Source organism: Kitasatospora sp. NPDC058406 (assembly GCF_042722765.1).
Classification (GTDB): domain Bacteria; phylum Actinomycetota; class Actinomycetes; order Streptomycetales; family Streptomycetaceae; genus Kitasatospora.
On the sequence record NZ_JBHXKE010000251.1, the window covers coordinates 1 to 12845 of the forward strand.

Consider the following 12845-nt stretch of genomic DNA (forward strand, 5'->3'; position numbering starts at 1 on the left):
GGCCGCAGGCCGACGGGGTGTCCGCTCGACGGACCGGCACCGGCCCTCAGCCGGTGCGCTCCCAGCGGTAGAACTCGTGCGCCATGGCGTCCCTCGGCCCGCGCCAGGTGGCCGGGTCGTACGCCTGGACGTACGCGGTGAGCGCGTCGCTGACCGCCCGGAACTCCGGGTGCCCGACGACCTGGGCGACGGCCGGGCCGGGCGGCCGGTCCGCCTCGATCAGGTGGAGGTAGACGTCGCCGAACTGGAAGAGGCTCCGCCCGGTGACGCCGATCAGCTGGGGCAGCTCGCCCCGGTCGGACTCGGCGAACACGTCGGCGATGCCCCGGGCCGCGTCCGGCTTCATCCGGGCGACGATCAGCGCGCGGTGGGTCTGCGTGGTGAGGGGGGACGTCGTGCTCACAGCTCCGCGGCCTTCTTCTCGACCTTCTCGCGGATCAGCTGCAGCTGGATCCGCGAGTTGCGGTTGATGTGGTTGACCATGCCGTCGTCGTCGACCGGCGCGGTGGGCTTCATCGAGAAGTCCTGCACCCAGCGCATCCTGGTGCCGGCCGGGACCTCCGCGTACTCCCACTGGATGTCCATGAACTCGAACGGGCCGGGTTCGACCCGCCGGGCCCGGACCGCGAGCGAGGACCGGTCGGTGGTGCGCTCGGAGACCCAGCTCCACACCTTCCCGTCGTCGTCGGGGTGCATGGTCAGCCGGAAGGTGACCCGGTCGCCGTCCCGCTCCAGCACCTCGACCGAGGCGTACTCGCTGAACAGCTGGGGCCAGTTCTCCAGGTCGTTGGTGATCTCCCAGACCAGGTCGAGCGGTGCCGCGATGACGATCTCGTTGTCGGTGTGTCCGGCCATCTCAGGCACCCGCCTTCGCGGTGACGGCGGAGTTGACCAGGTCGAGGAACTCGGCGGGGGTCTTCGCCGACTCCGCGCCGTTGGTGACCTTCACGCCGTGCCGGTTCTCCAGCTCGCCGACCACGCCGAGCAGGCCGAGGGAGTCCACGCCGAAGTCGTCGAAGCTGACGCCGGGGCGCTCCAGGTCGAGGGGGTCGACGGCGACGCCGGCCCGGGCCTGGATGAGCGTCGCGAGTTCGGGATAGCTGAGGGTGTTGCTCACGGGATGTCCCTTCATAGCGTGCGAGTTGCGGTTGAGCGGCCGGACGGTCGAGCCGGCGGGGCGGGCGACGGGCGACCGGTGGAGCGGTGGAACGACGGCACGGGCGGGGCGTGGATCAGGCCTCCCGGTCGCCACGCCGGAGCACCAGGGCCGAGTTGGAGCCCATCAGCCCGCGGCTGAGCACCAGCGCGGTGCGCAGCTCGGCCGGCCGGGCGCGCCCGGTCACCAGGGCCAGGTCGTGTCCGACCTCGGTGACGTTCGGGGTGGGCGGCAGGACGCCGTCCTCCATGGCGAGCACGGCGGCGGCGGTGTCGAGCACCGGCGCGCCGCAGTAGGCCCGGCCGGTGCCGGCCTTCGGGGCGGTGACCGGGACGCGTTCGGCGTACGGGCCGAGCGCGTCGGCCAGGGCGAGCGCCTCGGCGCGGTCGGCGGCGGGGACGCCGAGGGCGTCGGCGAAGACCACGTCGACCTCCTCCGGCGAGATCCTGGCCTGGTCGAGGGCGATCCGGATGGCGGCGGCCAGGCCCTCCCGGGACTCCTCCCAGCGGGAGGCACCGGTGAAGGTGGCGCCGTGCCCGGCCAGGTACGCCCGGACGGTGGCGCCGCGCCCGAGGGCGGTCCGCTCGTCCTCCAGGAGGAGCATCGCGCCGCCCTCGGCGGGGGCGAAGCCGCAGGCCGCGGGGGAGAAGGGCAGGTAGGCCCGGTCGGCCCGGTCGGCGAGGCTGACCTCGGGGTAGCCGAGCTGGCAGACCATCGAGTACGGCGCGAGCGGGGCCTCGGCGGCGCCGGCCACCACCGCGTCGGTGCCGCGTTCGATGGCGCGGGCGGCGTGGGCCAGGGCGTCCAGGCCGCCGGCCTCGTCGCTGGCGACCACCCCGCACGGGCCCTTGTAGCCGCCGCGGATGGAGACCTGGCCGGTGCTGGCGGCGTAGAACCAGGCGATGGACTGGTAGGGGCCGACGAACTGCGGTCCCTTGCCCCAGAGTTGCTGGAGTTCGCCCTGGCCGAACTCGCCGCCGCCGGAGCCGGCCGCGGTGACCACGCCGACCGCGTACGGGTCGTCGGGGTCGGGGACGTATCCGGCGTCCGCCACCGCCTGGTCGGCGGCGGCCATCGCGTAGTGCGTGAACCGGTCGGTCTGCACCAGGTGGCGGCTGTCGATGGCGGCGGCCGGGTCGAAGTCCCTCACCTGGCCCGCGATGCGCAGGGGGAAGTCCGCGCAGCCCTCACGGGATATCCGGTCGAGGACGCTCACGCCCTGCCTGGTGGCCTTCCAGAAGGCGTCGGCCCCCACGCCGTTCGGCGCCACCACGCCGAGGCCGGTGATCACCGCCCGGCGGTTCTGCTGACGTGACGTCATGGATCTCACCCCGTTCTTGTGAGCACGACGGCGGACTGGAATCCGCCGAACCCGCTGCCGACCGAGAGGATGTGGCGCAGCGGCATCTCCCGCGCGGTGCGCGGTACGTAGTCGAGGTCGCACTCCGGGTCGGGTGTCTCGTAGTTGGCGGTCGGCGGGACGACGCCGCGGTCGAGCGCGAGGGTGCAGGCGACCACCTCGATCGCGCCGATCGCGCCGAGCGAGTGCCCGACCATCGACTTGATCGAACTCATCGGCGTCCGGTAGGCGTGCTCGCCGAGCGAGCGTTTGACGGCCGCCGTCTCGTGCCGGTCGTTCTGCTTGGTGCCCGAGCCGTGTGCGTTGACGTAGTCGACGTCGCCGCGGTCGACCCTGGCGTGGGCGAGCGCGTGGTCGATCGACCGGGACATCTCCAGCCCCTCCTGGGTGAGGCCGGTCATGTGGTAGGCGTTGCCGAAGGTGGCGAAGCCGCCGATCTCGCCGTAGATCCGGGCGCCGCGCCGCCGGGCGTGTTCCAGTTCCTCCAGGACGAGGACGGCGCCGCCCTCGCCGAGCACGAAGCCGTCACGGTGGGCGTCGAACGGCCGGGAGGCGTGCGCCGGGTCGTCGTTGCGCTCGCTGGTGGCCTTGATGGCGTCGAAGCAGGCGACGGTGATCGGCGAGATCGGGGAGTCGGAGGCGCCGGCGAGACAGATGTCGGCGCGGCCCTCCTCGACGCTCTGGAAGGCGTACCCGATGGCGTCGAGGCCGGAGGTGCAGCCGGTGGAGACGGTCTGCACCGGGCCGCGCGCCCCGGTCCGCTCGGCGACCGCCGAGGCGAGCGTCGAGGGCGCGAAGGCCCGGTGCAGCTGCGGTTCGGCCCGCCGGTGGTCGACGTCCCAGCGGGCGCCGCCGGCGCTGACCAGGGCGTAGTCGTGCTCCAGCCGGGTGGTGCCGCCGACGGCGGTGCCGAGCGAGACGCCGATCCGCCACGGGTCCTCGGCGGCCAGGTCCAGCCCGGAGTCGGCGAGCGCCTCGTCGGTGGCCACCATGGCGAACTGGACGTAACGGTCGGCCCGTTGGACTTCGTCGGGGCCGAGCCCGTGGGCGGCCGGGTCGAAGTCGCACTCGGCGGCGATCCGGGAGCGGAACCCGGTGGGGTCGAAGAGCGTGATGCCCCGGGTCGCCGTCCGCCCGGAGGTGAGGAGTTCCCAGAACGCGGGGACACCGACTCCGCCGGGCGCGACCACGCCGATTCCGGTGACGGCGACCCGTCGCCGGCTCACGAGGCCACCTTGGCGTGTTCCGGCGGGGCGGAGGTGCCCACCGGCTCCGTCTCCTCGGTGTCGACGTGGCCGAGTTCGGGGCGGGGTGCCAGCGGGCCGAGGTGGAAGACCATCCGGGCCTCGGTGTCGCCGACGTTGCGGAACCGGTGGCGCATGTCGATGGGGATCATCAGACCCTGCTCGGGCTTGAGCACCCGGGTCTCGCCGTCCAGGTCCACCTCCAGGTCGCCGGCGACGACGAAGACGAACTCCTCGGAGTACGGGTGGTAGTGCTCGCCGATCCGCTCGCCGGGCTGCACGATGGCCAGCCCCATGAACCCGCTGGTGGCGCCGCAGGTGGTCGGGGTGAGGATGGCGCGCAGGTCGCCGCCGCGCCTGCGGTTCTCCGGCGCCTCGGAGACGTGCACGATCCGTGGGTACTGCGTGGACATGGTTTCTTCCTTACGGATGTCGGGATCGGTGGTGGTGGCCCGGCCGGGGAGGCGGCGGAGCGTCAGGCGGGCTGGGAGGTGCGGTCGGTGACCGGGTTCATGGCGCGGGCGGCGAGGACGGCGCTGAGCCCGCCGACGGTCCGCAGGTCGCCCTCCGGGCCGAGGTCGAGCAGCCGGCCGAGGAGGGCGGCCTCGCGCTCGCCGGCGACGCCGAGTCCTGCCGCCGGGTCCGCCTCGGCGGGGACCCGCAGGTCCACCAGGCGGACCACGACGTCGTCCCGGTGGAAGACGGTGCTGGTGACCACGGGCCCGGTCGGGTCGACGGTGGCCAGGTTGTCGTAGTCGGCGAGCAGGTCGGCGACGGCCTGGCCGTTGCCGGGCTTGACCGGGTAGAGCACCGCGTGCCGGTGCAGCCGGCCGGAGGCGGGGGAGCCGGCGATCGCCTGGTGCTCGGCCGGCAGTGCGGCCCGGGCGAAGAAGGCGCGGGCCGCCTGCGGGTCGCCCAGCTGGCGGGCCTCCTCCAGGTACGGGTTGATGGCCTCCTCGACGGCCCGTACCTCGGGCTGCATGGCGACGTGCCGCAGCGCGTCGCCGAGGTTGCCGACCACCTCGACCGCCCGGACCACCCGGTTGCCGTGCATGAACAGCGAGGTGCGGCGCAGCCGGGTGGTGTCGTCGACCTCGGCGCGGGGCGAGGTGTAGCCGGAGAGGATCCGGGCGACCTCCGGCTCGCTGCCGGGCTTGACGGTGAAGGTCAGGGCGTGCCGGACCACGCCGTCGGGCCCGGGGTCGGCCTTGGGCGGGCCGGCCTGTCCGGAGGGGGTGGTGCGCGGCAGGCCCTCGGGCACCTCCTGCGGGGCCCGGGTGCCGGTGACGCCGGCGGCGGAGGTCTCGCGGAGGATGGTGTAGCGCAGCGAGCGGAAGGTGTCGCTGACGCAGCCGTGCATCGGCTTGACCATCTCCCGGTGGGCCGGGCTGTCCACCCACTCCAGGAAGGTCTCCTGGTCCTCCCACTCGCTGGTGATGAGCCACTGGCGGGGGTCGTTGATGGACTGGCAGAGCTGGTCACTGACGTGGCCGGGGACGGTGGCCACCTGGTGGCGGAGCTGCTCGTACACGTCCATGAAGCGCTGCTGGGCGCCGTCCTGGATCTCCAGCATCAGCACCACCCGCAGGCGGGTCTCGGATTCGGAGTGCTGCCGCGCGGGGGGTTCGGACAGGGTCGTCATGATCCACTTTCTGCTTCTGGGCCGTACGCGTCGGGGGCCGCGTGCGGCGGCGCCGGGCCGGAGGGGCCGGGTGGCCTCCGGCGGGGGGAGGGCGGTGCGGTGGCGGTCGGCCGGTCGGGGTCGGCGCCAGGTCTGAGGTTGATCGTGCGCGGCGGGCACGGGCGGCGCGAGATATGCGGGCCATCCGGGCGAAGCGGCGGCAGAAGCCCCCCGGCGCGGGGGATGGAAGAACGGGGCCGCTGTGTCCGAGAGCCCCGTCGAGGGCGGCTCCGAGCCCGCATCAGGGCCCCGAACCTCCGTACAGGCTGGAGCAATTGATGAATCCGAAGGTTGACGACCGGGTGCCGGTCCTGATCGTCGGCGGCTCGCTGGTCGGGCTGTCCGCCTCGCTCTTCCTGGGCCGACTGGGTGTCAGACACCTGCTGGTCGAGAAGCACGCCGACACCTCGCATCACCCGCGTGGCCGAGGCAACAACGTCCGCACGATGGAGCTGTACCGGGTGGCCGGGATCGAGCCGGCGATCCGCGAGGCGGCCTCGGTGCTCGCGCCGAACCACGGCATCCTTCAGGCCCCCTCGCTGACCGGGGAGGAGCAGGAGTGGCTGTTCCGGGAGATCGACCCGGGCGGGCGGCTCGCCCGCTTCAGCCCCAGCTCGTGGTGCCTGTGCAGCCAGAACGACCTGGAACCGGTGCTGCTGCGGTCCTCCCGGGAGCTGGGCGCGGACATCCGGTTCTCGACCGAGCTGCTCTCCTTCGAGCAGGACGACGAGGGCGTGACGGCGCTGCTGCGCAGCCGGGAGACCGGCGAGGAGCGCCGGGTGCGGGCCGACTACCTGGTCGCGGCGGACGGTCCGCGCAGCCCGGTCCGGGAGGCCCTGGGGATCGGCCAGAGCGGCAAGGGCGAGCTGTTCCACAACGTCAGCATCACCTTCCGGGCGAAGCGGCTGGCCGAGGTGGTGGGCGACCGTCACTTCATCGCCTGCTACCTGACCGCTCCGGAGGCGGACGGCGCCCTGCTGCCGGTGGACAACCACGAGGAGTGGGTGTTCCACGCGCCCTGGCACCCGGAGCGCGGCGAGCCCCTGGAGGCGTTCACCGACGAGCGCTGCGTGCGGCACATCCGGGCCGCGGTCGGCATGCCGGACCTCGATGTCGAGATCACGGGGAGGGCCCCCTGGCACGCGGCCGAGCGGGTGGCCGACGGCTACTCCGCCGGGCGGGTGTTCCTGGCCGGGGACTCGGCGCACGAGATGTCCCCGACCGGGGCGTTCGGCTCCAACACCGGCATCCAGGACGCCCACAACCTGGCCTGGAAGCTGGCCGCGGCGCTGTGCGGCTGGGCCGGTCCGGGGCTGCTGGAGACGTACGGGAGCGAGCGGCGGCCGGTGGCCCAGGTGACCGGGGAGCGGGCGTCGGCGCGGTCGGCCGAGCACAGCCACCCGGGGTACGCGGTGGTGCCCGGCGTCGGCCGGCAGGCCGGTGTGCTGTCGGTGGCGCTCGGCTACCGGTACCGGTCGGGCGCCGTGACCGGGACCGATCCGGCCGGTCCGGTGGTGCCGGAGGCGTTCGAGTCGGCCGGTGAGCCCGGCAGCCGGGCGCCGCACCAGTGGCTGCTGCGCGCCGGGGTCCGGCTCTCCACCCTCGACCTGTACGAGCAGGCGATGGTGCTGCTGACCGGCCCGGAGGGCGCGGCCTGGCACGTGGCGGCGCGGCGGGCCGCGGACCGGCTGGCCGTCCCGCTCGACGCGTACCGGATCGGTGACGGGGCGGAGGACGACCTGGCGCCCGAGCCCGGTGGCGACTTCGCCGCGTCGCACGGCGTGCGCCCGGACGGTGCGGTGCTGGTCCGGCCCGACGGGTTCGTGGCCTGGCGGGCCGAGGGGGCGGCCGACGACCCGGAGGCGGAGGTGGAGCGGGCGCTGCGCGCGGTGCTGTCGCTGTAGACACGGTCCGCGAGGGAACGGGGCGGGCCCGCCGGGTGGGTGAACCGGCGGGCCCGCCCCGTGGCGCGAGGGGTGACGCGGTCCCGGTGACCGCCCGCGTCGACCCGGCGACGACGACGTCGTTCTTCGCGCCGTACCGCCGTCCCGAGCCGATGGTCGAGCCGACGGAGGCCCACGTCGGGCCGATCAGTCCGATCTCGCCGCGGCCCGCCCGCCCGCCGGCCGGCGCTAGGGTGGCCCCATGCGCTTCGTGATCCTGCCGCCGCCCGTCCGCTAGCGGGCGGCCCCTCCACGCACACCCCGCCCGGCGGCCCCCCGCCACCGGGCCGATGAGTGCCGCCCGCGCCACCGGTGGACCTCATCCGGCCGGGCCCCGCCCGGCACCCCGTCGTGGAGAACGAACGCATGACCACTCATGTCGCCGTGCCGGTCCGGCACGGCCTGCTGTCCATCTCGGCCGCCGCCGTGGCCTGGGGCGCGGGCGGAGCCGTCGCCGCCCTGCTGCTGCGCACCGGAGGGCTCGGCCCGGTGGCCGTCTGTGCCTGGCGGTTCGCCGTCGCGGCCGGCTGCCTCGCGCTGCTGCCCGCCCTCCGGCGGACGGCCGGGGGGCGGGCCTGCGGTGCCCCGCGCCGCGCGGCCGTCCTGACCGGGCTCGCACTGGCCGTCAGCCAGTGCGCCTACTTCGCCTCGGTCCAGTACGCGGGTCTCGGCCTCGGCACCTTGATCACCATCGGCGCCGGTCCGGTGCTCACCAGCCTCGGTGCCCACCTGCTGCTCGGTGAGCGCCTGACGGCCCGGGCGTCGGTCGCGCTCGCCCTCGCGCTCGGCGGGCTGGCGCTGCTGGTGGCCGCCCCGGCGGCCGGTCCGCGTCCGCTGCTCGGGGCGGCGCTCGCGGTGCTGGCCGGGGCCGGGCAGAGCGGGCTGACGCTCTGGGCGCGCGGTGGCGGTTCGGCGCGCGCCTCGACCGGGGCGTTCACCACCGGGCTGCTCTGCCTGCTGCCGCTCGCGGTGGCGGAGGGCGGGGTCCTGCCGTCCGCCGGGGAGCCGCTGGCGACGGCCGGTGCGCTGCTCTTCCTCGGCACCGTGCCCACCCTGTTCGCCTACCGGTGGTACTTCGCCGGTCTGACCGTGGTGCCGGGGGTGACGGCCGCCGTCCTGGTGCTGCTCGAACCGGCGACGGCCGCGGTGCTCGGCGTCGTGTGCTTCGGCGAGCCGCTCACCCCGGCCCTGGTGGCGGGTTCGGCGCTGCTGCTGACCGCCGTCGCGGCCCTCACCCGCCAGGGGGTGTAGGCCCTCCCGGCGCCCGCGCCCGGCCCGCGCCCGGCCCGTGCTCCCCTCCGGACAGCGGGGCACGGGCCGTCAGGGCACGGACCGGAGCGCGGGCTGACCCGGGATCAGCGCCCGCAGGACGAGGTCGATGCGGACGTGGGCGGCCCCGGCGCGCAGCAGGGCGACGGAGACGGCCCGTAACTCCTCCGGCCCGGTGCAGGCGAGCCGGAGTTCGAGGTCGGCGTCGCCGGCCAGGGCGAGGCCGCTCTGGACGGCCGGGAACTCGGCGGCCAGCCGGTCGAAGTCGAGCGGGACCGGACCGTAGCTCACCCGGGCGAGGGCCTGCAGCGGCCGGGCCTCCTCGGGCCCGGGCGCGCCGGGCACGAGGTGGAGGGCGCTCACCGGTGTTGCAGCCGGGCGGCCGGGAGGCCGGTGCCCGCCGCCGGGCGGCGGGCACCGGTCGGGCGGTCCGCGCCGCCCGCGACGGGCTGCGCGACCAGGCGCGGGTCCAGGACCAGCTCGTCGACGCCGAGCGGGGCGGTCAGGGCGCGCAGGGCGGGTTCGCCGAGCTCGACGGCGGCCTGCCCGGCGCCGAGCAGGCCGGCCAGCGCGCCGGCGGAGCTGAAGCCGACCGCGCAGCGGCGGCCGTCCCGAAGGCGGAAGAGGCGGAGAGCGGTGGTCCTGCCGGTGACGGTGACCGGGACGTGCCAGACGACGCGGGCCATGCGGGTGCTCCCGAGTGGTGGAGGGGCCTGCCGGAACTGCTCCTTCGACGCTAGGGCGGCGCCGGGCAGTCGGACGCCGTCCTGACGCAGCGTTGACCGAATGCCGCGCTGCGTTGACGAAGTTCTGACGGTCGGCTGTACCGCTCATCGGACAGCACTCCCTATCCTTCCCTATCCAACCTATTCTCATGGTAGTTTCCGACCGTAAGGAGTCATCGCGCGAAGGGTGTCCGGTGCCGGAGTACTACTCGGTGGAACAGGTGGCCGAGCTGCTGGGGCTGCACGTGCGGACGGTCCGCGGCTACGTCCGCGACGGCCGGCTGCGGGCCACCAGGATCGGGAAGCAGTACCGGATCGCCCGCCGCGACTTCGAGTCCTTCGCCGGCGCGGACCCCGAGGCGTCGGCGCCGCCGGAGCCCGGTCCGCTGCACGTCGAGGTCTCCACCGTCGTCCAGATCGACGGTGTCGGTGTACGGGAGGCCGTCCGGCTGTCGAACACCCTCGTGGCACTGGTCTCGGGCCCGCGCGGGAACACCGTCCCGACGCGGGTGGAGTCCCTCCACAACGAGGAGCGCGCGACCCTCAAGGTGATCATCCTCGGCGATCCGGCCGACACGGCCGAGCTGCTCGCCGTCATCCACTCCATGACCACGGAGAACCGTCATGTCTGAGCACAGCCCCACCGCCCCGTCCGGTGTCCTGCGGCTGCCCGCCGAGGGCCCGGCCATCCGCGACGAGTCCGCGGCGATGGACGTCATCGGCGACGCCCTGGGTCGCGACGCCGCCTGGGTGCTCGTCCCGGCCGAGCGCTTCCCGGACGAGTTCTTCACCCTGAGCACCCGGATCGCCGGCGGGATCGTGCAGAAGTTCGCCACCTACCGGGTCGGGCTCGCCGTCCTCGGCGACATCTCCCGGCACACCCTGGCCAGCGGCGCCCTGCGGGACTTCGTCCGGGAGTCCAACCGGGGCGGGCAGCTCTGGTTCCTGGCCGACCTGGCCGAGTTCGAGGCGCGGCTGGCGGCCCGCTCGGGCGCCCTCCGGTAGCCCCCTCCGGCGGTCCTCCGGGCGCTCCGCTTGCCGCGCGCCCGCGCCGGGACCACCGTGGAGCTGACCGTCGCCCCGGTGCCCCGGACGCCTCCCCCCGCACATCCGAACCGGGGGGAGGTGGAGCGAAGGGGCGATCACGAGATATCTTGACGTCAAGACGTTGGAGACGCGAAGCGGAGTACCGATGACTGACTCGACCATCATCTATACGCACACCGACGAGGCGCCGGCCCTGGCAACGTACTCGTTCCTGCCGGTCGTGCAGGCGTATGCCTCGACGGCGGGCGTGAAGGTGGAGACGCGCGACATCTCCCTCGCCGGGCGGATCATCGCGAGCTTCCCGGAGCGTCTGGAGGAGGGCCAGCAGATCGGCGACGCCCTCGCCGAGCTGGGCGCGCTCGCCAAGACCCCGGGCGCCAACATCATCAAGCTGCCGAACATCTCGGCGTCCATCCCGCAGCTGAAGGCGGCCGTCGCCGAGCTGCAGGCGCAGGGCTACGCGCTGCCGGACTACCCGGACGACCCGCAGACCGACGAGGACAAGGACGTCCGCGCCCGTTACGACAAGGTCAAGGGCAGCGCCGTCAACCCGGTCCTGCGCGAGGGCAACTCGGACCGCCGGGCCCCCGCGTCGGTCAAGAACTACGCCAAGACGCACCCGCACCGCATGGGCGCGTGGTCGGCCGACTCCAAGACCAACGTCGCCACCATGGGCGAGAACGACTTCCGCTCCACCGAGAAGTCCACCGTGATCGCCGAGGCCGGTTCGCTGCGCATCGAGCTGCTCGCCGCGGACGGCACCACCACGGTGCTCCGCGAGTCGGTCCCGGTCCAGGCCGGCGAGGTCGTCGACGCCTCCGTGCTGCACGTCGCCGCCCTGCACGAGTTCCTGGCCGCCCAGGTCGCCCGGGCCAAGGCCGAGGGCGTGCTGTTCTCGGTCCACCTCAAGGCCACCATGATGAAGGTCTCCGACCCGATCATCTTCGGCCACGTGGTCCGCGCCTTCTTCCCGAAGACCTTCGCCGCGTACGGCCCGGCGCTCGTCGCCGCCGGCCTGAACCCGAACAACGGCCTCGGCGGCATCCTCGCCGGCCTCGACGCGCTGGAGAACGGCGCCGAGATCAAGGCCTCGTTCGACGCCGAGCTGGCCGACGGCCCGGCCCTGGCCATGGTCGACTCGGACAAGGGCATCACCAACCTGCACGTCCCGAGCGACGTCATCGTCGACGCCTCGATGCCGGCCATGATCCGCACCTCCGGCCACATGTGGGGCCCGGACGGCCAGGAGGCCGACACCCTCGCCGTGCTGCCCGACAGCAGCTACTCCGGTGTCTACCAGGCCGTCCTCGACGACTGCCGCGCCCACGGCGCCCTGAACCCGGCCACCATCGGCTCCGTCCCGAACGTCGGCCTGATGGCCCAGGCCGCCGAGGAGTACGGCAGCCACGACAAGACCTTCGAGATCGCCGCCGCGGGCACCGTCCGCCTGGTCGACACCGAGGGCAACGTCGTCCTGGAGCAGGCCGTCGAGCCGGGCGACATCTTCCGCTCCTGCCAGACCAAGGACCTGCCGATCCGCGACTGGGTCAAGCTGGCCGTCACCCGCGCCCGTGTCTCGGGCGACCCGGCCGTCTTCTGGCTGGACGAGACCCGTGCGCACGACGCCGTCCTGATCGAGAAGGTCAAGGCCTACCTGCCGGAGCACGACACCACCGGCCTGCAGATCGAGATCAAGGCCCCGGTCGACGCCACCACGTTCTCGCTGGAGCGCATCCGCCGCGGCGAGAACACCATCTCGGTCACCGGCAACGTGCTGCGCGACTACCTGACCGACCTCTTCCCGATCCTGGAGCTGGGCACCAGCGCCAAGATGCTGTCGGTCGTGCCGCTGATCAACGGCGGCGGCCTGTTCGAGACCGGTGCCGGCGGCTCCGCCCCGAAGCACGTCCAGCAGCTGGTCAAGGAGAACTACCTGCGCTGGGACAGCCTGGGCGAGTTCTTCGCGCTGGCCGCGAGCTTCGAGCACCTGGCCCGCACCACGGAGAACGCCCGCGCCCAGGTGCTGGCCGACACCCTGGACCGCGCGACCGGCACCTTCCTCAACGAGGACAAGTCGCCGAGCCGTCGCCTCGGCGGCATCGACAACCGCGGCAGCCACTTCTACCTGGCCCTGTACTGGGCCCAGGAGCTGGCCGGCCAGACCGCGGACGCCGAGCTGGCGCAGGCCTTCGCCGGCCTCGCCGAGTCGCTGGGCGAGCAGGAGCAGGCCATCGTCGAGGAGCTGGCCGCCGTCCAGGGCACGCCGGTCGAGCTCGGTGGCTACTACCAGCCGGACCCGGCCAAGGCCGCGGCCGCGATGCGTCCGTCGAAGACCTTCAACGACGCGCTGGCCAACCTCGGCTGACCGCAGGCGAAGTGAACCGGGAGGCCCCGGGATCCGCAGGAGCGGATCCCGGGGC

General features: G+C 74.0%; 14 protein-coding genes. 5 read left to right on the plus strand and 9 right to left on the minus strand.

From position 1 onward, the window contains the following. Positions 1-46: 46 nt before the first annotated feature. The 7 genes from ACFWOG_RS33865 to ACFWOG_RS33895 form a co-directional block, all read right to left on the minus strand. Positions 47-403 carry a TcmI family type II polyketide cyclase gene (locus ACFWOG_RS33865; protein ID WP_380363044.1) on the minus strand — a complete coding sequence of 119 codons (357 nt, stop codon included), beginning with the start codon at positions 401-403 and terminating at the stop codon, positions 47-49. Then, positions 400-855, minus strand: a complete 456-nt coding sequence (locus ACFWOG_RS33870; RefSeq protein ID WP_329880061.1) for an SRPBCC family protein — start codon at positions 853-855, stop codon at positions 400-402. The genes ACFWOG_RS33865 and ACFWOG_RS33870 overlap by 4 nt, the downstream gene beginning before the upstream one ends. Position 856: 1 nt before the next feature. Continuing rightward, positions 857-1117, minus strand: coding sequence for an acyl carrier protein (locus ACFWOG_RS33875; RefSeq protein ID WP_329951011.1), 261 nt, complete (start codon positions 1115-1117; stop codon positions 857-859). Between the two features lie 115 nt (positions 1118-1232). Continuing rightward, positions 1233-2477 (minus strand): beta-ketoacyl synthase N-terminal-like domain-containing protein, encoded by a 1245-nt coding sequence (locus tag ACFWOG_RS33880; protein WP_329951012.1) that lies wholly within the window; start codon positions 2475-2477, stop codon positions 1233-1235. A 5-nt stretch (positions 2478-2482) separates the two neighbouring features. After that, positions 2483-3742, minus strand: coding sequence for a beta-ketoacyl-[acyl-carrier-protein] synthase family protein (locus ACFWOG_RS33885; RefSeq protein WP_329880057.1), 1260 nt, complete (start codon positions 3740-3742; stop codon positions 2483-2485). Continuing rightward, complete coding sequence (locus ACFWOG_RS33890; protein ID WP_329880056.1) at positions 3739-4173, minus strand: cupin domain-containing protein; 435 nt, start codon at positions 4171-4173, stop codon at positions 3739-3741. Before ACFWOG_RS33890 ends, ACFWOG_RS33885 begins: the two co-directional genes overlap by 4 nt. Before the next feature lie 62 nt (positions 4174-4235). Beyond that, positions 4236-5402, minus strand: a complete 1167-nt coding sequence (locus ACFWOG_RS33895) for a SchA/CurD-like domain-containing protein (protein WP_329951013.1) — start codon at positions 5400-5402, stop codon at positions 4236-4238. 317 nt (positions 5403-5719) lie between these two features. Between ACFWOG_RS33895 and ACFWOG_RS33900 the strand changes: the two genes are divergently transcribed. Beyond that, positions 5720-7345, plus strand: coding sequence for an FAD-dependent monooxygenase (locus ACFWOG_RS33900; RefSeq protein WP_329951014.1), 1626 nt, complete (start codon positions 5720-5722; stop codon positions 7343-7345). A gap of 405 nt (positions 7346-7750) precedes the next feature. Further along, entirely contained in the window at positions 7751-8635 is an 885-nt protein-coding gene (locus tag ACFWOG_RS33905; protein WP_380363048.1) for a DMT family transporter, read from the plus strand. 69 nt (positions 8636-8704) lie between these two features. Here ACFWOG_RS33905 and ACFWOG_RS33910 read toward each other — a convergent pair whose 3' ends face one another. Together ACFWOG_RS33910 and ACFWOG_RS33915 are read right to left on the minus strand one after the other, a co-directional pair. Next, positions 8705-9016, minus strand: a complete 312-nt coding sequence (locus tag ACFWOG_RS33910; protein ID WP_329951016.1) for a hypothetical protein — start codon at positions 9014-9016, stop codon at positions 8705-8707. Further along, positions 9013-9339: an SAV_915 family protein gene (locus ACFWOG_RS33915; protein WP_380363050.1), complete on the minus strand. Its 327-nt coding sequence runs from the start codon at positions 9337-9339 to the stop codon at positions 9013-9015. The genes ACFWOG_RS33910 and ACFWOG_RS33915 overlap by 4 nt, the downstream gene beginning before the upstream one ends. A 233-nt stretch (positions 9340-9572) precedes the next feature. Here ACFWOG_RS33915 and ACFWOG_RS33920 point away from each other — a divergent pair, with 233 nt between their 5' ends. From ACFWOG_RS33920 to ACFWOG_RS33930, 3 genes are all read left to right on the plus strand, one after another. Further along, positions 9573-10010 carry a helix-turn-helix domain-containing protein gene (locus ACFWOG_RS33920; RefSeq protein WP_329880051.1) on the plus strand — a complete coding sequence of 146 codons (438 nt, stop codon included), beginning with the start codon at positions 9573-9575 and terminating at the stop codon, positions 10008-10010. Beyond that, positions 10003-10383, plus strand: coding sequence for a DUF4180 domain-containing protein (locus tag ACFWOG_RS33925; RefSeq protein WP_329951018.1), 381 nt, complete (start codon positions 10003-10005; stop codon positions 10381-10383). Before ACFWOG_RS33920 ends, ACFWOG_RS33925 begins: the two co-directional genes overlap by 8 nt. 187 nt (positions 10384-10570) lie before the next feature. Then, the gene (locus ACFWOG_RS33930; protein ID WP_329880047.1) at positions 10571-12790 is read left to right on the plus strand and encodes an NADP-dependent isocitrate dehydrogenase; all 2220 of its coding nucleotides are present in this window, start codon (positions 10571-10573) and stop codon (positions 12788-12790) included. Positions 12791-12845: the final 55 nt, after the last annotated feature.

Bases quoted from the DNA above. Each gene is read 5' to 3' on its own strand.
- ACFWOG_RS33930 (WP_329880047.1), top strand. From the start codon at position 10,571: ATGACTGACTCGACCATCATCTATACGCACACCGACGAGGCGCCGGCC.
- ACFWOG_RS33915 (WP_380363050.1), bottom strand. From the start codon at position 9,339: ATGGCCCGCGTCGTCTGGCACGTCCCGGTCACCGTCACCGGCAGGACC.
- ACFWOG_RS33870 (WP_329880061.1), bottom strand. From the start codon at position 855: ATGGCCGGACACACCGACAACGAGATCGTCATCGCGGCACCGCTCGAC.
- ACFWOG_RS33905 (WP_380363048.1), top strand. From the start codon at position 7,751: ATGACCACTCATGTCGCCGTGCCGGTCCGGCACGGCCTGCTGTCCATC.
- ACFWOG_RS33925 (WP_329951018.1), top strand. From the start codon at position 10,003: ATGTCTGAGCACAGCCCCACCGCCCCGTCCGGTGTCCTGCGGCTGCCC.
- ACFWOG_RS33900 (WP_329951014.1), top strand. From the start codon at position 5,720: ATGAATCCGAAGGTTGACGACCGGGTGCCGGTCCTGATCGTCGGCGGC.
- ACFWOG_RS33880 (WP_329951012.1), bottom strand. From the start codon at position 2,477: ATGACGTCACGTCAGCAGAACCGCCGGGCGGTGATCACCGGCCTCGGC.
- ACFWOG_RS33895 (WP_329951013.1), bottom strand. From the start codon at position 5,402: ATGACGACCCTGTCCGAACCCCCCGCGCGGCAGCACTCCGAATCCGAG.
- ACFWOG_RS33890 (WP_329880056.1), bottom strand. From the start codon at position 4,173: ATGTCCACGCAGTACCCACGGATCGTGCACGTCTCCGAGGCGCCGGAG.